Origin of the sequence: Serratia sp. OS31, assembly GCF_014164835.1 — a bacterium.
GTDB lineage: Bacteria > Pseudomonadota > Gammaproteobacteria > Enterobacterales > Enterobacteriaceae > Serratia > Serratia liquefaciens_A.
Genome location: NZ_JACJFQ010000047.1, coordinates 9,058 through 25,749 on the forward strand (window position 1 = coordinate 9,058; position 16,692 = coordinate 25,749).

Below are 16,692 nucleotides of genomic sequence, written 5' to 3' on the forward strand. Positions count from 1 at the left end.
ATGGATAAGAAATCTGCTCGTATCCGTCGTGCGACCCGCGCACGCCGTAAGCTCAAAGAACTGGGTGCAACCCGCCTGGTGGTACATCGTACCCCGCGTCACATTTACGCACAGGTAATTGCTCCAAACGGTTCTGAAGTACTGGTAGCCGCTTCTACTTTAGAAAAAGCTATCACTGAGCAACTGAAGTATTCCGGTAACAAAGACGCAGCAGCTGCCGTAGGTAAGACTCTGGCTGAGCGCGCGTTGGAAAAAGGGATCTCTAAAGTTTCCTTTGACCGTTCCGGTTTCCAATATCATGGTCGAGTCCAGGCACTGGCAGATGCTGCCCGTGAAGCTGGCCTTCAGTTCTAAGGAAGAGGTTTAAGATGGCTCACATCGAAAAACAAGCTGGCGAACTGCAGGAAAAGCTGATCGCGGTAAACCGCGTATCTAAAACCGTAAAAGGTGGCCGTATTTTCAGCTTTACCGCACTGACAGTAGTTGGTGATGGTAACGGTCGCGTTGGTTTTGGCTACGGCAAAGCACGCGAAGTTCCGGCAGCGATCCAGAAAGCGATGGAAAAAGCCCGTCGCAACATGATGAATGTCGCGCTGAACAGCGGCACCCTGCAGCACCCTGTTAAAGGTGCTCATACGGGTTCCCGTGTGTTCATGCAGCCGGCTTCCGAAGGTACCGGTATTATTGCCGGTGGTGCAATGCGCGCCGTCCTGGAAGTCGCTGGGGTGCACAACGTATTGGCTAAAGCTTATGGTTCCACCAACCCGATCAACGTGGTTCGTGCAACTATTGATGCTTTGGCAAATATGAAGTCCCCTGAAATGGTCGCTGCCAAGCGTGGTAAATCCGTTGCAGACATTCTGGGGTAATTGACCATGGCTAAGACTATCAAAGTAACACAAGTTCGCAGTTCCATTGGCCGTCTGCCGAAGCATAAAGCTACACTGCTCGGTCTGGGTCTGCGTCGTATTGGTCACACCGTAGAGCGCGAGGATACTCCTGCTGTACGCGGTATGATCAACCTGGTTTCCTACATGGTTAAAGTTGAGGAGTAACAGATGCGTTTAAATACTCTGTCTCCGGCTGAAGGTGCCAAGCATGCGCCGAAGCGTGTAGGTCGTGGTATTGGTTCTGGCCTGGGTAAAACCGCTGGTCGTGGTCACAAAGGTCAGAACTCACGTTCTGGCGGTGGCGTACGTCGTGGTTTTGAAGGTGGTCAGATGCCTTTATATCGTCGTTTGCCGAAATTCGGCTTCACCTCTCGCAAAGCTATGATCACGGCAGAAGTTCGTCTGTCTGAGCTGGCTCTTGTTGAAGGCGACGTAATCGACCTGAACACGCTGAAAGCCGCTAACGTTGTTGGTACCCAGATCGAATTCGCGAAAGTTATGCTTTCTGGCGAAATCGCTCGTCCGGTTACCCTGCGTGGTCTGCGTGTCACCAAAGGCGCTCGTGCTGCTATCGAAGCTGCTGGCGGTAAAATTGAGGAATAAGTAGCAGATGGCTAAGCAACCAGGATTAGATTTTCAAAGTGCTAAAGGCGGGCTCGGCGAGCTGAAGCGCAGACTTTTGTTTGTCATCGGCGCGCTGATTGTCTTCCGTATCGGCTCTTTTATTCCGATTCCTGGTATCGATGCCACTGTGCTTGCCAAATTGCTTGAGCAGCAGAGAGGCACTATCATTGAAATGTTTAACATGTTCTCTGGTGGTGCCCTCAGCCGTGCTTCTATCTTTGCTCTGGGGATCATGCCGTATATTTCGGCGTCGATCATTATCCAGCTGTTAACGGTGGTTCATCCAGCGTTAGCAGAAATTAAGAAAGAAGGGGAGGCTGGCCGTCGCAAGATTAGCCAGTACACCCGCTACGGTACGCTGGTGTTGGCCATATTCCAGTCGATCGGTATTGCTACCGGTCTGCCGAATATGCCTGGTATGCAGGGTCTGGTGTTAAACCCAGGCTTTGCATTCTACTTTACTGCTGTAGTGAGTCTGGTGACCGGGACAATGTTCCTGATGTGGCTGGGCGAACAGATTACTGAGCGCGGTATCGGCAACGGTATCTCGATCATTATCTTCGCAGGTATTGTAGCGGGACTTCCGCCGGCAGTGGCCCATACTATTGAGCAAGCCCGGCAAGGCGACCTGCACTTCCTCCTGTTGCTGTTGGTTGCAGTATTAGTGTTTGCAGTAACCTTCTTCGTTGTTTTCATCGAACGTGGTCAACGTCGTATCGTCGTTAACTATGCGAAACGTCAACAAGGTCGTCGTGTTTATGCAGCACAGAGCACACACTTACCGTTGAAAGTGAACATGGCAGGGGTCATCCCGGCAATCTTCGCTTCCAGCATTATTCTGTTCCCGGCCACGATTGCATCATGGTTTGGGGGCGGTACCGGTTGGAACTGGCTGACAACGATTTCGCTGTATTTGCAGCCAGGGCAACCGCTTTATGTGTTACTCTATGCGTCTGCAATCATCTTCTTCTGTTTCTTTTACACGGCGTTGGTTTTCAACCCGCGTGAGACAGCAGATAACCTGAAGAAGTCCGGTGCCTTCGTACCAGGAATTCGTCCGGGAGAGCAAACGGCGAAGTACATCGATAAAGTAATGACGCGTTTAACCCTGGTGGGCGCGATGTACATTACTTTCATCTGCCTGATCCCGGAGTTCATGCGTGATGCAATGAAAGTACCATTCTACTTTGGTGGTACCTCGCTACTGATCGTGGTTGTCGTCATCATGGACTTTATGGCTCAAGTGCAAACTCTGATGATGTCAAGTCAGTACGAGTCTGCATTGAAGAAAGCAAACCTGAAAGGCTATAACCGCTAATCAGGTGCGTTTGAGAAGTTACGGAGAGTAAAAATGAAAGTTCGTGCTTCCGTCAAGAAATTATGTCGTAACTGCAAAATCGTTAAGCGTAACGGTGTCGTTCGTGTGATTTGCAGCGCCGAGCCGAAGCATAAACAGCGTCAAGGCTGATTATCTCGCATATTTTTCTTGCAAAGTTGGGTTGAGCTGGCTAGATTAGCCAGCCAATCTTTTGTATGTAGCTGCAACATTATTTGAGTATCCTGAAAACGGGCTTTTCAGAATGGTGTTGCCGTATAAAATAGTAGGAGTGCATAGTGGCCCGTATAGCAGGCATTAACATTCCTGATCATAAACATACCGTAATCGCCTTAACGTCGATCTTCGGAATCGGTAAAACCCGCTCACAGTCTATCTGTGCAGCTACGGGTATTGCTGAACATGTTAAGATCAGTGAGCTGTCTGAAGAGCAAATTGAACAGCTGCGTGAAGCAGTCGCCAAATTCACTGTAGAAGGTGATTTGCGTCGTGAAGTTACCCTGAGCATCAAGCGTCTGATGGATCTTGGTACATACCGTGGTTTGCGTCATCGTCGTGGTCTGCCAGTTCGCGGTCAGCGTACGAAGACCAACGCACGTACCCGTAAGGGTCCGCGTAAACCGATCAAGAAATAATCAGGGTGATTGAATAATGGCAAAGGCACCTGTTCGTACACGTAAGCGTGTAAGAAAGCAAGTCTCTGACGGCGTGGCTCATGTCCATGCTTCTTTCAACAACACCATTGTGACTATTACCGATCGTCAGGGTAACGCATTGGGTTGGGCAACTGCCGGTGGTTCTGGTTTCCGTGGTTCTCGTAAGTCAACTCCGTTTGCAGCTCAGGTTGCAGCCGAGCGTTGTGCTGACGCAGTAAAAGAATACGGTATCAAGAACCTGGAAGTTATGGTTAAGGGACCGGGTCCGGGTCGCGAATCAACTATTCGTGCACTGAACGCCGCAGGTTTCCGCATCACTAACATTACTGATGTGACTCCTATCCCTCACAACGGTTGTCGTCCGCCGAAAAAGCGTCGCGTATAACGCTGCTTTTAGGTTAGTTGGAGAAAGAAAATGGCAAGATATTTGGGTCCTAAGCTCAAGCTTAGCCGCCGTGAGGGCACAGACTTGTTCCTGAAGTCTGGCGTTCGCGCGATCGATACCAAGTGTAAAATTGAGCAACCGCCTGGTCAACACGGTGCGCGTAAACCGCGTCTGTCTGACTATGGTGTACAGTTACGTGAGAAGCAAAAAGTTCGCCGTATGTACGGTGTTCTGGAGCGTCAATTCCGTAACTATTACAAAGAAGCAGCACGCCTGAAGGGCAACACCGGTGCAAACCTGTTGCAACTGCTGGAAGGTCGTCTGGACAACGTTGTTTACCGTATGGGCTTCGGCGCTACTCGTGCAGAGTCACGTCAGTTGGTTAGCCACAAAGCAATTATGGTAAATGGTCGCGTTGTTAACATCGCTTCTTATCAGGTATCTCCGAATGACGTAGTCAGCATCCGCGAGAAGGCTAAAAAGCAATCTCGTGTTAAAGCTTCTCTGGAGCTGGCTGAGCAGCGTGAAAAGCCGACTTGGCTTGAAGTTGATGCTGCTAAGATGGAAGGCGTGTTCAAGCGTATGCCTGAACGTACCGATCTGTCTGCGGACATTAACGAACACCTGATCGTCGAGCTTTACTCCAAGTAAGGCTTAGTACCAAAGAGAGGACACAATGCAGGGTTCTGTGACAGAGTTTCTAAAACCGCGCCTGGTAGATATCGAGCAAGTCAGTTCGACGCACGCCAAGGTGACCCTTGAGCCTTTAGAGCGTGGCTTTGGCCATACTCTTGGCAACGCACTGCGCCGTATTCTGCTTTCATCTATGCCGGGTTGCGCGGTGACCGAGGTTGAGATTGATGGTGTACTGCACGAGTACAGCACCAAAGAAGGCGTACAGGAAGATATCCTGGAGATCCTGCTCAACCTGAAAGGGCTGGCGGTGAGAGTTCAAGGCAAAGATGAAGTTATTCTTACCCTGAATAAATCTGGCATTGGCCCTGTGACCGCTGCCGACATTACCCATGATGGTGATGTCGAAATCGTCAAGCCTCAGCACGTGATCTGCCACCTGACCGATGAGAACGCTGCTATCAGCATGCGTATCAAAGTTCAACGTGGTCGTGGTTATGTGCCGGCTTCTGCCCGAATTCATTCGGAAGAAGATGAGCGCCCGATCGGTCGTCTGTTGGTTGACGCATGCTATAGCCCTGTAGAGCGTATTGCCTACAATGTTGAAGCAGCGCGTGTAGAACAGCGTACTGACCTGGACAAGCTGGTAATCGAAATGGAAACCAATGGCACGATCGATCCTGAAGAGGCGATCCGCCGTGCGGCAACCATCCTGGCCGAACAACTTGAAGCCTTCGTTGACTTGCGTGATGTACGTCAACCGGAAGTTAAAGAAGAAAAACCAGAGTTCGATCCGATCCTGCTGCGCCCTGTTGACGATCTGGAATTGACTGTCCGCTCTGCTAACTGCCTCAAGGCAGAAGCTATCCACTACATCGGTGATCTGGTACAGCGTACCGAGGTTGAGTTGCTGAAAACGCCGAACCTGGGTAAAAAATCTCTTACTGAGATTAAAGACGTGCTGGCCTCCCGTGGACTTTCTCTGGGCATGCGCCTGGAAAATTGGCCACCGGCAAGCATTGCTGACGAGTAACCGGATCACAGGTTAAGGTTTTACTGAGAAGGATAAGGTCATGCGCCATCGTAAGAGTGGTCGTCAACTGAACCGTAACAGCAGCCATCGCCAGGCTATGTTCCGTAACATGGCCGGCTCTTTGGTTCGTCATGAGATCATCAAGACGACCTTGCCAAAAGCGAAAGAGCTGCGTCGCGTTGTTGAGCCGCTGATTACTCTTGCCAAGACCGACAGCGTAGCTAATCGTCGTCTGGCATTCGCCCGTACTCGTGATAACGAGATCGTGGCAAAACTGTTTAACGAGCTGGGCCCGCGTTTCGCGAGCCGTGCCGGTGGTTACACTCGCATTCTGAAGTGTGGCTTCCGCGCAGGCGACAACGCGCCGATGGCATACATCGAGCTGGTTGATCGTGCTGAGTCTCAAGCAGAAGTAGCAACTGCAGAGTAATCTGTGGACGCGTAAAAAAACCGGGCTTGCCCGGTTTTTTTACGTCCATAATCAGCCAAACGTGCGTTCTTTCCCCGCCAGGCTTAAGATCCCCCTCCCTATCCGCTATGCTAATGCTATTCATCAGGTCAGTTGAGAGAGTATGTTATGTGGCTACTTGACCAGTGGGCGGAGCGCCATATTCTTGATGCACAGGCGAAAGGTGAGTTAGATAACTTGCGTGGCCAGGGGCAGCCACTGGTGTTGGATGATGACAGTGCCGTGCCTGCTGAATTGCGGACAGGTTTTCGCCTGCTAAAAAATGCCGGCTATTTACCTGCCGAGCTCGAAGATCGTAAAGAGGCTTTGAATATTGCCCGTTTGCTACAGGGAATTGATAGCAAACATCCAGACTATGCCGAACTTGGCAAGCGAATGGCCCTGTTAGAGCACCGCCTTCGTCAGGCAGGAATGAGCACTGATTTTTTACACGGTGAATATCAAAGAGCATTGAGCGGCAAATTATCACCGGAGGAAGAGTGATGTTTAAGATAGGGCAACTGGCAAAGCTTGCCGACGTAACGCCGGATACCGTGCGCTACTATGAAAAGCAGGGAATGATGGATCATAACATCCGTACCGAAGGCGGTTATCGCTTGTACAGCGATCAGGACCTGCAGAGGCTACGCTTTATCCGTTATGCCAAACAGTTGGGCTTTACATTGGAAACCATTGCCGAACTGCTGTCGATCCGCGTGGATCCTGAGCATCATACCTGCCAGGAGTCGAAGTCGATTGTCGATGCGCGTCTGAGCGAAGTAGAGAACAAGCTTAAGGAGCTAATGCGGATGCGTGAGTCGCTAAAGCGCCTTAGTGATGCCTGCTGCGGAAGCGCACACACCAGCAATTATTGTTCGATTCTGGAAGCGCTGGAACAGGGCGCTAGCGATGAAAAAGTGAAAAAAGGCACCTGACAAGCTTGCCGGCCCTTTAATTTTTATACTGCTGGCAGTATTATCTTCTCGTTTTATAACCATAGACAAATAAGGTGAATTACCATGACCCAATACCGACACACTAAAGGTAAGATCCAGGACAATGCCATTGAGGCACTGTTGCATGATCCGCTGTTCCGCCAAAGAGTAGAGAAAAATACCAAAGGGAAAGGCAGCTACCGGCGTAAAGATAAACACGCAAAAGGCGGTAACTGGGAGGCCAGTGGCAAACTATCAAACGATAATTTACCACTGGCCTTCTGGTTTTAAGGCATTAAAAAAGCCATCTGATTAAGATGGCTTTTTATTCGTGCAGGATTAACTGATTTACAGTTTTGGTTGCTGCTGATGGCTCAGTAAATCACGAATTTCAGTCAGCAGTTTTTCTTCCGCAGTCGGTGCCGGAGGGGCTGCCGGCTCTTCCGCCTGCTTGCGACGCATTCTGTTCATTAATTTAATGGCCAGGAAGATAGCGAAAGCGACAATAACGAAATCAAAAACGGTCTGAATGAAAGAACCATAGTTCATCACGACGGCTGGAACCGCACCCTGAGCTTCCCGTAATACCAGGTGGAACTGCTTGAAATCTACACCGCCAATCAGTAAACCAAGCGGTGGCATGATGATATCGGCAACGAATGAAGATACGATTTTACCGAAGGCAGCACCGATAATCACACCGACAGCCAGGTCGACCACGTTGCCACGCATGGCAAATTCGCGGAACTCTTTCAGCATACTCATAGAACACCCCTCAAAGAAATTAATAACACAAGTTTAACAAAGCAATTTCCCTTTGCCACAATAAGCAGAGAAAAGTTTTTATCTCTTCTTACCCACGGCAACGAATATCAACCTGATTATAGACCATGGGACAATTAATTCGTTCTACAGGAAGAATGGACTTGGCTGGAACAAACGTTCAACGTCAGGCACGAACTTTTTATCGGTTATAAACATAATGACGTGATCGCCCTGTTCGATTTTGCTGCTGCCATTGGCAATAATTACGTCATCGCCGCGCACAATGGCGCCAATGGTGGTGCCTGGCGGTAATTTAATATCCTCAACGATGCGGCCAACCACTTTTGACGTGCTTTCGTCACCGTGGGCAATGGCTTCGATAGCCTCTGCCACGCCGCGCCGTAGCGATGAAACGCTGACGATATCTGCTTTACGTACGTGGCCCAGCAACGCTGAGATCGTGGCTTGCTGAGGGGAAATGGCAATATCGATGACGCTGCCCTGCACCAGATCAACATAGGCACGGCGCTGAATCAACACCATCACCTTTTTGGCGCCCATGCGTTTGGCTAGCATGGCCGACATAATGTTCGCTTCGTCATCATTGGTAATGGCGATAAAAACATCCACCTGATCAACATGTTCTTCTGCCAACAACTCCTGATCAGAGGCATCTCCATAGAACACGATGGTGTCATGTAGCTGTTCGGCTAGCTCCGTGGCGCGTTGCTGGTTACGTTCGATCAGCTTCACGTTGTAGGATTTCTCCAGCCGCTGTGCCAGGCCTGCACCAACGTTACCGCCGCCGACAATCATGATCCGTTTATAGGGTTTTTCCAGCCGTTGCAGCTCACTCATTACCGCACGGATATGCTGTGAAGCGGCAACAAAGAACACCTCGTCACCGGCTTCGATAATGGTGGATCCCTGTGGACGAATCGGTCGATCCTGGCGGAATATAGCGGCAACGCGGGTATCGATATGCGGCATATGCTCGCGCATGGAAGACAGGGCATTGCCCACTAACGGGCCACCGTAATAGGCTTTTACCGCAGCGATGCTGACTTTGCCTTCTGCAAAGTTCACCACCTGCAATGCGCCAGGGTATTCAATTAATTTATAGATGTAATCGATAACCAGCTGTTCAGGCGAGATCAAGTGGTCGATGGGCACCGCTTCAGGCTGAAACAGCTTCTCTGATTCGCGGATATATTCAGGCGCGCGGATACGGGCGATTCGGTTCGGCGTATTAAACAGCGAATAGGCAATCTGACAGGCAATCATATTGGTTTCGTCAGAGTTAGTGACCGCAACCAGCATATCGGCATCTTCTGCGCCTGCTTCTCGCAGCACGCGAGGATGGGAACCGTAGCCCTGAACAACCCGCAGGTCGAACTTATCCTGCAACTGACGCAGACGGCCAGAGTCGGTATCCACGACGGTAATGTCGTTGTTTTCGCCCACCAGGTTTTCCGCCAGTGTTCCACCAACCTGACCGGCACCAAGAATAATTATTTTCATTCGCTTCTCTGCTTCACACTGAAACCGCTGAAGGTTTTCTGAAAGGGCGCAACAGCCGCGCCCTGAGTACTGAATAGCTACATTTTAATCAGCTTAGCGTAAAAGAAGCCATCTCCATCCTCTGGATGGGGAAGATTCTGTCGGCCAGGCTGCTGTTCATCGCCGGTCTCAACCAGACGAGCTTCGGGATGGCGCTGGAGGAAAGCGCTAATCTGCTCAGCGTTCTCTGCCCGCAAAATTGAGCAGGTAGCATATACCATCACGCCGCCCTTTTTGAGTCGTGGCCAAATGGCTTCGATAATCTCGGCCTGTAGCGCGGCCAGCTCAGCGATATCACTGTCACGACGTAACCATTTAATGTCCGGATGGCGGCGGATCACACCGGTGGCGGAGCATGGAGCATCCAGCAAAATGCGGTCGAACTGCCTATCGCCACACCAGTCTTGCGGCGTACGACCATCACCTTGCTTCACTTCGGCATGCAAACGCAGGCGGTGCAGGTTTTCTTTGACCCGGCTCAGACGTTGTTCATCGATATCGACCGCCATCACATGAGCTTTGGGCGCCGCTTCCAGAATATGGGTAGTTTTACCACCGGGAGCCGCACACAGATCGAGGATCTGTTCTCCGTCTTGCGGATCCAGCAGATCGACACAACCCTGAGCGGAAGCATCCTGCACGGTAACCCAGCCGTCGGCAAACCCCGGCAGGTCGGTAACGGCGCATGGCGCCAGCAGGCGTATTGCATCGCGATATTCGGTATGGGGTTCGGCGGCAATACCCGCCTGCGCCATCAGTTGCAGATAATCTTCACGTGTGTGGTGAAGTCGGCTGACACGCAGCCACATCGGTGGTTTCTGATTATTGGCATCGACGATTTGTTCCCACTGCGCGGGGTAGGCTTGCTGGACACGCTTCAAGAGCCAGCTTGGGTGCAGATAGCGGCTGTCATTATTGGCGGCGCGCTGCAGCAATTCTTCCTGCTGTCGTTGGAACTGACGCAATACGCCGTTGATCAGCCCTTTAAGCTGCGGCCGTTTCAGCGCGACGGCGCCTTCTACCGTTTCCGCCAGCACTGCATGAGCAGGGATGCGGGTATACAGCAGTTGGTACAGGCCGACCATTAGTAAATAGTGCAGCGTGCGCTGTTTGCCGGTCATTGGCTTGGCCATCAATTGCTGAATGCACCACTCCAACTGCGGCAGCACGCGCAGGGTGCCGAAGCATAACTCCTGCAGCAGAGCGCGGTCTTTGTCAGAAATGGATTTTTGCAGTGGCGGTAAGACAGTACTGAGAGACTGGCCCTGATCCAGCACCTGGCCGATGGCTTTGGCTGCGATGCTTCGGAGATTGTAGTTGTTTTTCATAGGCTAAAGCGGGTAGCGATCGGCATTAAGAAAGAAACAGCCCGGCGATTATCGGCCGGGCAGTGAGGGCGACTTATAACCGGTTACCCGGTGTAAACCATTCACGACGTGAGTTCAGCAGATCCTGTGCCGACATGGGTTTTTTGCCCGCGGGCTGCAGCTGAGTCAGGTTAAGGATACCTTCGACGGTAGCCACCTGAATGCCGTGTTTGTCGGCATGAACGATGGTGCCGGGTTCCGCGTTGGCGTTTTGTTCCAACACCGTGGCTTGCCATACTTTTACCGGCTGATCGTCAATGGTGAAATAGCTGACCGGCCACGGGTTAAAGGCACGAATGCAGCGTTCCAGCTGCACGGCTGGCAGGCTCCAGTCGAGGCGAGCTTCTTCTTTGCTCAGCTTCTCCGCGTAGGTGACCAGCGATTCATCCTGCACTTCACGTTTGGCCGAACCTTCAGCCATTTGCTGCAGCGTGGTCAACATGCCCTGCGGGCCGAGCTGCGCCAGTTTGTCATACAGGCTGGCACTGGTGTCATCGGCTTCAATTGGGCAGGCGATTTTGTACATCATATCGCCGGTGTCCAGACCCACGTCCATCTGCATGATGGTGATGCCAGTTTCGTTATCGCCGGCCCAGAGTGAACGTTGGATCGGCGCCGCGCCGCGCCAGCGTGGCAACAGGGAACCGTGAACGTTGATGCAGCCGAGTCGCGGCATATCCAGCACCGCTTTTGGCAGGATCAGGCCATAAGCAACGACGACCATCACATCGGCGTTGAGATCGGCCACCAGGTGCTGGTTTTCTTCCGGGCGCAGTGATTTTGGCTGAAAGACCGGTAACTGATGCTGCTCGGCCAAAACCTTGACCGGGCTTGGCGTCAGTTTGTTACCGCGGCCGGCGGGGCGGTCAGGCTGGGTGAAGACCCCGACAATCTGGTGCCCAGATGACAACAGCGCGTCAAGGTGACGCGCTGCGAAGTCTGGAGTTCCGGCGAAAATAATCCGTAAAGAGTCAGACACGTTGATTTCCTGATCGGTTAGGCGCGTGCGTTAAACTTGGCCAGTTTTTCCAGTTTCTGGCGGATACGCTGGCGCTTGAGTGGCGACAGGTAATCGACGAACAGTTTGCCAACCAGGTGATCCATCTCGTGCTGGATACAGATGGCTAACAGATCGTCGGCTTCCAGCTCAAAAGGCTTGCCGTCGCGATCCAGCGCTCTGATTTTTACGTTAGCGGCGCGCGGAACTAGAGCACGCTGCTCAGGAATGGAAAGGCAACCTTCCTCGATCCCGGTTTCACCGCTTTTTTCCAGCAGCTCCGGGTTGATCAGCACCAGGCGCTGATCGCGGTTTTCAGAAACGTCAATGACGATAATGCGCTGATGGATATCCACCTGTGTCGCAGCCAGGCCAATGCCTTCCTCTGCGTACATGGTTTCAAACATATCATCCACGATGCGCTGGATATTCGCATTGACTTCTTTTACCGGGGCCGCAACTTTGCGCAGCCGGTCGTCTGGGTAATGTAATACCTGCAATACTGACATATATCTTGAGATCTGTATCCGAGTGATAAACGAGGTTTAGCTTCTATTCTAGACATTTCCCGGCCTGATTGACAGCATTGCGCACCAATTGCTCGAATTGGTAATACCACCATTTTTTGCGAGGGAACAGGCGATGCAGGCACAGGAAATTGGCTTACGGATGCGCGGGGTCACTGGGCTTGGCGCGCTGCAAGCCAGCCAGATAATACGGCAGTTGGTCTGGGCCGGCGGAGAACCTTCGCGCTTGCTGCATGAACTGGGACTGAACGCCCGGCAGCAGGCGCAGTTTCGCCAGGCGGATCCACGTTATCTGGCCGCCACGCTTGCCTGGCTGGAACAGCCAGGCCATTTTTTGTGGATCTATGGTGAGAGCGGCTATCCAGAGCAGTTGCTTCATATCGACGATGCACCCTTGCTGCTGCTGGTCAAAGGCAACCCGGAAGCGGTGCAGCAGCCGCAAATCGCCATGGTCGGCAGTCGCCAGCTTAGCCACTACGGTGAGCACTGGGGCAATTACTTTGCCACCGGTCTGGTGCACTGCGGGTTTACCGTCACCAGCGGGTTGGCCCTTGGCATTGATAGCATCTGCCATCGCGCAGCACTTGCGGCGGAAGGACATACGGTTGCCGTTCTGGGGAGTGGCCTGGCCAATATCTATCCGCGCCGACATCGCCGCCTGGCTGAAGAGATCGCTGATAGCGGCGGGGCTTTGCTCTCAGAATATTTGGTCACCGATTTGCCGATGCCAGACCATTTTCCTCGCCGTAACCGCATCATCAGTGGGCTAAGTCTGGGGGTAGTGGTGATTGAAGCCTCTCTGCGTAGCGGAACGCTGATTACTGCGCGATGTGCGCTGGATCAGGGGCGTGAGGTTTTCGCTTTGCCCGGTGCGCTGGGTAACCCGATGAGTGAGGGGACACACTGGTTGATCCAACAAGGTGCTTACCTGGTTACCGGGCCGAAAGAGATCGCTGAGCAGCTGGGAAGCGGCCTGCATTGGCTGTCGTTGAACGAAAATACAACTATTTGTGCGTCAGAAGCCGAAGTTGAATTGCCATTTGCCGATGTGTTGGCTAACGTAGGAGATGAGGTGACACCTGTTGACGTCGTCGCTGAACGTGCCGGCCAACCTGTGCCAGAGGTAGTAATCAAGTTGCTCGATCTGGAGTTAGCAGGGTGGATCGCAGCTGTACCCGGCGGCTATGTCCGAATAAGGAGGGCAGGCCATGTTCGACGTACTGATGTACTTGTTTGAAACTTATATCCACAATGAACCAGAGATGCGCGTCGATCAGGATCAACTGACCGATGATCTCGCTCAGGCGGGGTTTCATCGGGAAGATATCTACAACGCGTTGAATTGGCTTGAAAAACTTGCCGACCTGCAGGAAGGCGAAAATGCGCCCTATTTTATGGATGCCGATCCGCTAGCCATGCGGATTTACACCGAAGAAGAAGGCGTGCGTTTGGATGCCGGTTGCCGTGGTTTCCTCCTGTTCCTGGAGCAGATTCAGGTATTGAACCTCGAAACCCGTGAAATGGTTATCGATCGTGTTATGGCTTTGGATAATACGGAATTCGATCTCGAAGATCTGAAATGGGTGGTGCTGATGGTGTTGTTTAATATCCCTGGATATGAAAGCGCCTATCAGCAAATGGAAGAACTGTTATTCGAAGTAAACGAAGGTTATCTGCACTGAGCCGATAACATATATAGAAGAAGTTATGACAAAAGCCGCGATTTTTGCCGCCAGGCAAAATGAACCCTGTCCGGAATGTGGGGCCGAATTGGTGATCCGCAGTGGTCGCCACGGCCCTTTTCTCGGCTGTTCCCGTTATCCTGAGTGCCAACATATTCGACCGCTAAAAGCGCAAGCCGATGGGCATATCGTCAAGATGTTGGACGGGCAGGAATGCCCAAAATGCCAGGCGGTGCTGGCATTGCGCCAGGGCCGTTACGGTATGTTTATCGGTTGCAGCAACTATCCGGAGTGCGATCACACCGAGGTCATCGATAAACCGGACGAAACCAGTATCAGCTGCCCGCAGTGTGGCCAGGGCAAACTGCTGCAGCGTAAATCGCGCTATGGCAAGGTTTTCCACGCCTGCGATCGCTACCCTGAATGTCAGTTTGTCCTCAATTTTAAACCCGTCGCCGGTGAGTGCGAGTACTGCCACTACCCGTTGCTGATGGAAAAGCGTTCGGCAAAAGGCCCAGTCCTTTGCTGTGCCAGTAAGCTTTGCGGCAAACCCGTAGCAACCACAGAATAATGACGCCATGAACTCAGATACCACTTCCCTCTTTACACCCATTCTTGACGCGCTGCATCGTCAGCAAGTGATCGCTTATCCCACCGAAGCCGTATTTGGTTTGGGGTGCGATCCCGACAGTGAACAAGCGGTAAATGCGCTGCTGGCCCTCAAACAGCGCCCCTGGGAAAAAGGGCTGATCCTGATCGCCGCCGACTATGAGCAGCTAGCGCCTTATATAGATGACAGTGCGCTGAGCGAACGGCAGCGAGAAGCCATTTTTGCCAGTTGGCCTGGTCCGGTTACCTGGGTCATACCTGCCCGAGCGGAAACATCGCGCTTGTTGACCGGTCGTTTCACCTCTCTGGCGGTACGCGTCAGCGATCATCCACTGGTTCAGCAGCTTTGCCGAGGGTTCGGGAAACCACTGGTCTCGACCAGCGCTAACCTCAGCGGACAAGAGCCCTGCCGCAGCGCCGATGAGGTACAGCAGCAGTTTGGCGCTGCTTTCCCGGTGCTAGCAGGCAGCGTCGGCGGCCGCCTTAATCCTTCAGAAATCAGAGATGCCCTGACCGGCGAGCAGATCCGTCAAGGCTAGAGGTAATGTGAATGGAGAAGTTTGCGGTATTCGGTAACCCTATCAGCCACAGTAAGTCACCGCGCATTCATGCGTTGTTTGCCGCTCAAACCGGTATAGAACATCCCTATGGTACGGTGTTGGCGCCGCTGGACGGTTTCGAAAAGGCGCTGCAAGCGTTCATTCAGGCTGGTGGCCAGGGAGCGAACGTCACGGTACCTTTTAAAGAACATGCCTATGAGGCAGCGTCTGAATTGAGCGAGCGTGCCTCGCTGGCTGGTGCTGTCAATACGCTAAAGATGCTGCCGGACGGAGGGTTACTGGGTGACAATACGGACGGGATCGGCCTGCTGACCGATCTGGATCGCCAAGGGCTGATCAAACCAAAGGATCGCATTTTGCTGGTGGGGGCAGGGGGCGCAGCACGGGGCGTAATCTTGCCGCTGCTGTCTTTTGGTTGTGAGGTGACGATCACCAACCGTACTTTCAGTCGAGCACAAATGCTAGCAGAAAGTTTTCAACACCTCGGTGAAATCAGCGCCTTGCCTCTGGATCAACTCGATCAACAAGGGTTCGATTTAGTGATCAACGCTACGGCGTCCGGTATCAGCGGCGAGATCCCGGCATTGCCGGTTGGCATTATTAATAGCCGTACACGCTGCTACGACATGTTTTATCAGCAGGGATTAACGCCATTTCTGACCTGGGCGCAGCAACAGGGTGCCACAGAATATGCCGATGGGTTAGGGATGCTGGTGGGACAGGCCGCGCATGCGTTCCTGTTGTGGCATGGTGTGATGCCGGAAATAGAACCAGTACTGCGCCAACTGCGCCACGAGTTGGCGGCATAACCTTATGCCCGTTCTCTCGTCAGGGAACGGGCGCTTGTCAGATGTCTTCTGACAAATATTCGTCTTTCCAACGTACATAGTTAGTAGAAGAGTAAAGCAGCCCTTCCAACTCAGCGGCAGTCAATGGCCTAACCTGACGAGCCGGACTCCCCATATAAAGATAACCGCTCGCCAGACGTTTACCCGGCGCCACCAGGCTGCCGGCGCCAATCATCACATCATCTTCTATTACCGCACCATCCAACAGGATCGATCCCATCCCTACCAGCACCCGGTTACCTATGGCGCAGCCGTGCAGCATGGCTTTGTGGCCTACGGTCACGTCTTCCCCGATCAGCAACGGGTAACCTTCGGGGTTATGTTCGGACTTATGGGTCACGTGCAGCACGCTGCCATCCTGAATATTACTGCGTGAGCCGATCTTTACCGCGTTGACATCGCCGCGGATGACAACCAGCGGCCAGATACTGACGTCATCGGCCAGCTCAACGTTGCCGATCACCACGCTGGAAGGGTCGATCATTACGCGTTGACCCAGTTTTGGAGAGTAATGAAGATAAGAACGCACTGCATCGGACATGGTAATAGCCTCACGTCGGGATCATATTTACCGGCAATACTAGACGTTGGCGGTGGAATTACAACCAACTGAAGCGGCGGATCCTAAGGAAAATGGCGCTGATCGCGCAAGATCCACCCGAAAGGGCTGAAAAGTGTGCGAACGGAAAGAAAAGATCAAAAAAGGGGTTGTGCAAAAAACTCGGATCCCTATAATGCGCCTCCATCGACACGGAACATGTGAACAACTTCACAGAGTCTCCGGGGTTCGAAGAGAAAAAATCCTGAAATTTAGGGGTTGACTCTGAAAGAGGAAAG

25 protein-coding genes are annotated in these 16,692 nt (G+C 52.4%); 19 read left to right on the forward strand and 6 right to left on the reverse strand.

What is annotated here, in order from left to right:
• From rplR to H5P17_RS24480, 14 genes are all read left to right on the forward strand, one after another.
• The gene (gene rplR / locus H5P17_RS24415; RefSeq protein ID WP_020837234.1) at positions 1-354 is read left to right on the forward strand and encodes a 50S ribosomal protein L18; all 354 of its coding nucleotides are present in this window, start codon (positions 1-3) and stop codon (positions 352-354) included.
• A gap of 14 nt (positions 355-368) precedes the next feature.
• On the forward strand, positions 369-869 hold the full coding sequence (rpsE, locus tag H5P17_RS24420; protein WP_004956164.1) for a 30S ribosomal protein S5: 501 nt from the start codon (positions 369-371) through the stop codon (positions 867-869).
• 6 nt (positions 870-875) lie between these two features.
• The gene (gene rpmD / locus H5P17_RS24425) at positions 876-1,055 is read left to right on the forward strand and encodes a 50S ribosomal protein L30 (RefSeq protein ID WP_004956161.1); all 180 of its coding nucleotides are present in this window, start codon (positions 876-878) and stop codon (positions 1,053-1,055) included.
• A 3-nt stretch (positions 1,056-1,058) separates the two neighbouring features.
• Positions 1,059-1,493 carry a 50S ribosomal protein L15 gene (rplO, locus tag H5P17_RS24430; RefSeq protein ID WP_020837232.1) on the forward strand — a complete coding sequence of 145 codons (435 nt, stop codon included), beginning with the start codon at positions 1,059-1,061 and terminating at the stop codon, positions 1,491-1,493.
• Between the two features lie 7 nt (positions 1,494-1,500).
• Positions 1,501-2,832: a preprotein translocase subunit SecY gene (gene secY / locus H5P17_RS24435; RefSeq protein WP_004929740.1), complete on the forward strand. Its 1,332-nt coding sequence runs from the start codon at positions 1,501-1,503 to the stop codon at positions 2,830-2,832.
• A gap of 33 nt (positions 2,833-2,865) precedes the next feature.
• Positions 2,866-2,982 carry a 50S ribosomal protein L36 gene (gene rpmJ / locus H5P17_RS24440; protein WP_002227352.1) on the forward strand — a complete coding sequence of 39 codons (117 nt, stop codon included), beginning with the start codon at positions 2,866-2,868 and terminating at the stop codon, positions 2,980-2,982.
• Positions 2,983-3,128: 146 nt separating this feature from the next.
• Positions 3,129-3,485 carry a 30S ribosomal protein S13 gene (rpsM, locus tag H5P17_RS24445; RefSeq protein ID WP_020837231.1) on the forward strand — a complete coding sequence of 119 codons (357 nt, stop codon included), beginning with the start codon at positions 3,129-3,131 and terminating at the stop codon, positions 3,483-3,485.
• Positions 3,486-3,501: 16 nt separating this feature from the next.
• Complete coding sequence (gene rpsK / locus H5P17_RS24450; protein ID WP_004951128.1) at positions 3,502-3,891, forward strand: 30S ribosomal protein S11; 390 nt, start codon at positions 3,502-3,504, stop codon at positions 3,889-3,891.
• A 30-nt stretch (positions 3,892-3,921) separates the two neighbouring features.
• Complete coding sequence (gene rpsD / locus H5P17_RS24455) at positions 3,922-4,542, forward strand: 30S ribosomal protein S4 (RefSeq protein WP_004951125.1); 621 nt, start codon at positions 3,922-3,924, stop codon at positions 4,540-4,542.
• A 25-nt stretch (positions 4,543-4,567) separates the two neighbouring features.
• A complete protein-coding gene (gene rpoA / locus H5P17_RS24460; protein WP_002919219.1) occupies positions 4,568-5,557 on the forward strand; it encodes a DNA-directed RNA polymerase subunit alpha in 990 nt (329 codons plus the stop codon).
• Positions 5,558-5,597: 40 nt separating this feature from the next.
• On the forward strand, positions 5,598-5,987 hold the full coding sequence (gene rplQ / locus H5P17_RS24465; protein ID WP_004929726.1) for a 50S ribosomal protein L17: 390 nt from the start codon (positions 5,598-5,600) through the stop codon (positions 5,985-5,987).
• 147 nt (positions 5,988-6,134) lie between these two features.
• On the forward strand, positions 6,135-6,509 hold the full coding sequence (locus H5P17_RS24470) for a DUF1992 domain-containing protein (protein ID WP_182825654.1): 375 nt from the start codon (positions 6,135-6,137) through the stop codon (positions 6,507-6,509).
• Positions 6,509-6,940, forward strand: a complete 432-nt coding sequence (zntR, locus tag H5P17_RS24475) for a Zn(2+)-responsive transcriptional regulator (protein ID WP_182825655.1) — start codon at positions 6,509-6,511, stop codon at positions 6,938-6,940. The genes H5P17_RS24470 and zntR overlap by 1 nt, the downstream gene beginning before the upstream one ends.
• 84 nt (positions 6,941-7,024) lie before the next feature.
• Complete coding sequence (locus H5P17_RS24480; protein WP_020837228.1) at positions 7,025-7,231, forward strand: alternative ribosome-rescue factor A; 207 nt, start codon at positions 7,025-7,027, stop codon at positions 7,229-7,231.
• Positions 7,232-7,288: 57 nt separating this feature from the next.
• Here the strand turns inward: H5P17_RS24480 and mscL are convergent, their stop codons facing one another.
• The 5 genes from mscL to def all read right to left on the reverse strand — a co-directional run bounded on the left by mscL (position 7,289) and on the right by def (position 12,138).
• Positions 7,289-7,705, reverse strand: a complete 417-nt coding sequence (mscL, locus tag H5P17_RS24485; protein WP_182825656.1) for a large-conductance mechanosensitive channel protein MscL — start codon at positions 7,703-7,705, stop codon at positions 7,289-7,291.
• A gap of 144 nt (positions 7,706-7,849) precedes the next feature.
• Positions 7,850-9,226 (reverse strand): Trk system potassium transporter TrkA, encoded by a 1,377-nt coding sequence (trkA, locus tag H5P17_RS24490; protein WP_020837226.1) that lies wholly within the window; start codon positions 9,224-9,226, stop codon positions 7,850-7,852.
• 77 nt (positions 9,227-9,303) lie between these two features.
• Positions 9,304-10,593 carry a 16S rRNA (cytosine(967)-C(5))-methyltransferase RsmB gene (rsmB, locus tag H5P17_RS24495; RefSeq protein WP_182825657.1) on the reverse strand — a complete coding sequence of 430 codons (1,290 nt, stop codon included), beginning with the start codon at positions 10,591-10,593 and terminating at the stop codon, positions 9,304-9,306.
• A 73-nt stretch (positions 10,594-10,666) separates the two neighbouring features.
• The gene (gene fmt, locus H5P17_RS24500) at positions 10,667-11,611 is read right to left on the reverse strand and encodes a methionyl-tRNA formyltransferase (protein WP_182825658.1); all 945 of its coding nucleotides are present in this window, start codon (positions 11,609-11,611) and stop codon (positions 10,667-10,669) included.
• Positions 11,612-11,628: 17 nt separating this feature from the next.
• Positions 11,629-12,138: a peptide deformylase gene (gene def, locus H5P17_RS24505; protein ID WP_020837223.1), complete on the reverse strand. Its 510-nt coding sequence runs from the start codon at positions 12,136-12,138 to the stop codon at positions 11,629-11,631.
• A gap of 133 nt (positions 12,139-12,271) precedes the next feature.
• Here def and dprA point away from each other — a divergent pair, with 133 nt between their 5' ends.
• From dprA to aroE, 5 genes are read left to right on the forward strand one after another with little or no spacing between them, the layout of a single operon-like run.
• The gene (dprA, locus tag H5P17_RS24510) at positions 12,272-13,393 is read left to right on the forward strand and encodes a DNA-protecting protein DprA (protein ID WP_182825659.1); all 1,122 of its coding nucleotides are present in this window, start codon (positions 12,272-12,274) and stop codon (positions 13,391-13,393) included.
• Positions 13,365-13,838 carry a DUF494 family protein Smg gene (smg, locus tag H5P17_RS24515; RefSeq protein ID WP_044554953.1) on the forward strand — a complete coding sequence of 158 codons (474 nt, stop codon included), beginning with the start codon at positions 13,365-13,367 and terminating at the stop codon, positions 13,836-13,838. The genes dprA and smg overlap by 29 nt, the downstream gene beginning before the upstream one ends.
• Before the next feature lie 25 nt (positions 13,839-13,863).
• Entirely contained in the window at positions 13,864-14,409 is a 546-nt protein-coding gene (locus tag H5P17_RS24520; protein WP_044554954.1) for a type I DNA topoisomerase, read from the forward strand.
• 7 nt (positions 14,410-14,416) lie between these two features.
• Entirely contained in the window at positions 14,417-14,986 is a 570-nt protein-coding gene (tsaC, locus tag H5P17_RS24525) for an L-threonylcarbamoyladenylate synthase type 1 TsaC (RefSeq protein ID WP_182825660.1), read from the forward strand.
• A gap of 11 nt (positions 14,987-14,997) precedes the next feature.
• Positions 14,998-15,816, forward strand: coding sequence for a shikimate dehydrogenase (gene aroE, locus H5P17_RS24530; RefSeq protein WP_044554956.1), 819 nt, complete (start codon positions 14,998-15,000; stop codon positions 15,814-15,816).
• 37 nt (positions 15,817-15,853) lie between these two features.
• On the opposite strand, the gene H5P17_RS24535 is transcribed toward aroE, so the two are convergent.
• Entirely contained in the window at positions 15,854-16,396 is a 543-nt protein-coding gene (locus tag H5P17_RS24535) for a gamma carbonic anhydrase family protein (protein ID WP_182825661.1), read from the reverse strand.
• Positions 16,397-16,692: the final 296 nt, after the last annotated feature.

Excerpts from the sequence above, each read along its gene's own strand:
- rplR (WP_020837234.1), top strand. The coding sequence starts at position 1 with ATGGATAAGAAATCTGCTCGTATCCGTCGTGCGACCCGCGCACGCCGT.
- rpsE (WP_004956164.1), top strand. The coding sequence starts at position 369 with ATGGCTCACATCGAAAAACAAGCTGGCGAACTGCAGGAAAAGCTGATC.
- rpmD (WP_004956161.1), top strand. The coding sequence starts at position 876 with ATGGCTAAGACTATCAAAGTAACACAAGTTCGCAGTTCCATTGGCCGT.
- rplO (WP_020837232.1), top strand. The coding sequence starts at position 1,059 with ATGCGTTTAAATACTCTGTCTCCGGCTGAAGGTGCCAAGCATGCGCCG.
- secY (WP_004929740.1), top strand. The coding sequence starts at position 1,501 with ATGGCTAAGCAACCAGGATTAGATTTTCAAAGTGCTAAAGGCGGGCTC.
- rpmJ (WP_002227352.1), top strand. The coding sequence starts at position 2,866 with ATGAAAGTTCGTGCTTCCGTCAAGAAATTATGTCGTAACTGCAAAATC.
- rpsK (WP_004951128.1), top strand. The coding sequence starts at position 3,502 with ATGGCAAAGGCACCTGTTCGTACACGTAAGCGTGTAAGAAAGCAAGTC.
- rpsD (WP_004951125.1), top strand. The coding sequence starts at position 3,922 with ATGGCAAGATATTTGGGTCCTAAGCTCAAGCTTAGCCGCCGTGAGGGC.
- rpoA (WP_002919219.1), top strand. The coding sequence starts at position 4,568 with ATGCAGGGTTCTGTGACAGAGTTTCTAAAACCGCGCCTGGTAGATATC.
- rplQ (WP_004929726.1), top strand. The coding sequence starts at position 5,598 with ATGCGCCATCGTAAGAGTGGTCGTCAACTGAACCGTAACAGCAGCCAT.
- H5P17_RS24470 (WP_182825654.1), top strand. The coding sequence starts at position 6,135 with ATGTGGCTACTTGACCAGTGGGCGGAGCGCCATATTCTTGATGCACAG.
- zntR (WP_182825655.1), top strand. The coding sequence starts at position 6,509 with ATGTTTAAGATAGGGCAACTGGCAAAGCTTGCCGACGTAACGCCGGAT.
- H5P17_RS24480 (WP_020837228.1), top strand. The coding sequence starts at position 7,025 with ATGACCCAATACCGACACACTAAAGGTAAGATCCAGGACAATGCCATT.
- mscL (WP_182825656.1), bottom strand. The coding sequence starts at position 7,705 with ATGAGTATGCTGAAAGAGTTCCGCGAATTTGCCATGCGTGGCAACGTG.
- trkA (WP_020837226.1), bottom strand. The coding sequence starts at position 9,226 with ATGAAAATAATTATTCTTGGTGCCGGTCAGGTTGGTGGAACACTGGCG.
- rsmB (WP_182825657.1), bottom strand. The coding sequence starts at position 10,593 with ATGAAAAACAACTACAATCTCCGAAGCATCGCAGCCAAAGCCATCGGC.
- def (WP_020837223.1), bottom strand. The coding sequence starts at position 12,138 with ATGTCAGTATTGCAGGTATTACATTACCCAGACGACCGGCTGCGCAAA.
- dprA (WP_182825659.1), top strand. The coding sequence starts at position 12,272 with ATGCAGGCACAGGAAATTGGCTTACGGATGCGCGGGGTCACTGGGCTT.
- smg (WP_044554953.1), top strand. The coding sequence starts at position 13,365 with ATGTTCGACGTACTGATGTACTTGTTTGAAACTTATATCCACAATGAA.
- H5P17_RS24520 (WP_044554954.1), top strand. The coding sequence starts at position 13,864 with ATGACAAAAGCCGCGATTTTTGCCGCCAGGCAAAATGAACCCTGTCCG.
- tsaC (WP_182825660.1), top strand. The coding sequence starts at position 14,417 with ATGAACTCAGATACCACTTCCCTCTTTACACCCATTCTTGACGCGCTG.
- aroE (WP_044554956.1), top strand. The coding sequence starts at position 14,998 with ATGGAGAAGTTTGCGGTATTCGGTAACCCTATCAGCCACAGTAAGTCA.
- H5P17_RS24535 (WP_182825661.1), bottom strand. The coding sequence starts at position 16,396 with ATGTCCGATGCAGTGCGTTCTTATCTTCATTACTCTCCAAAACTGGGT.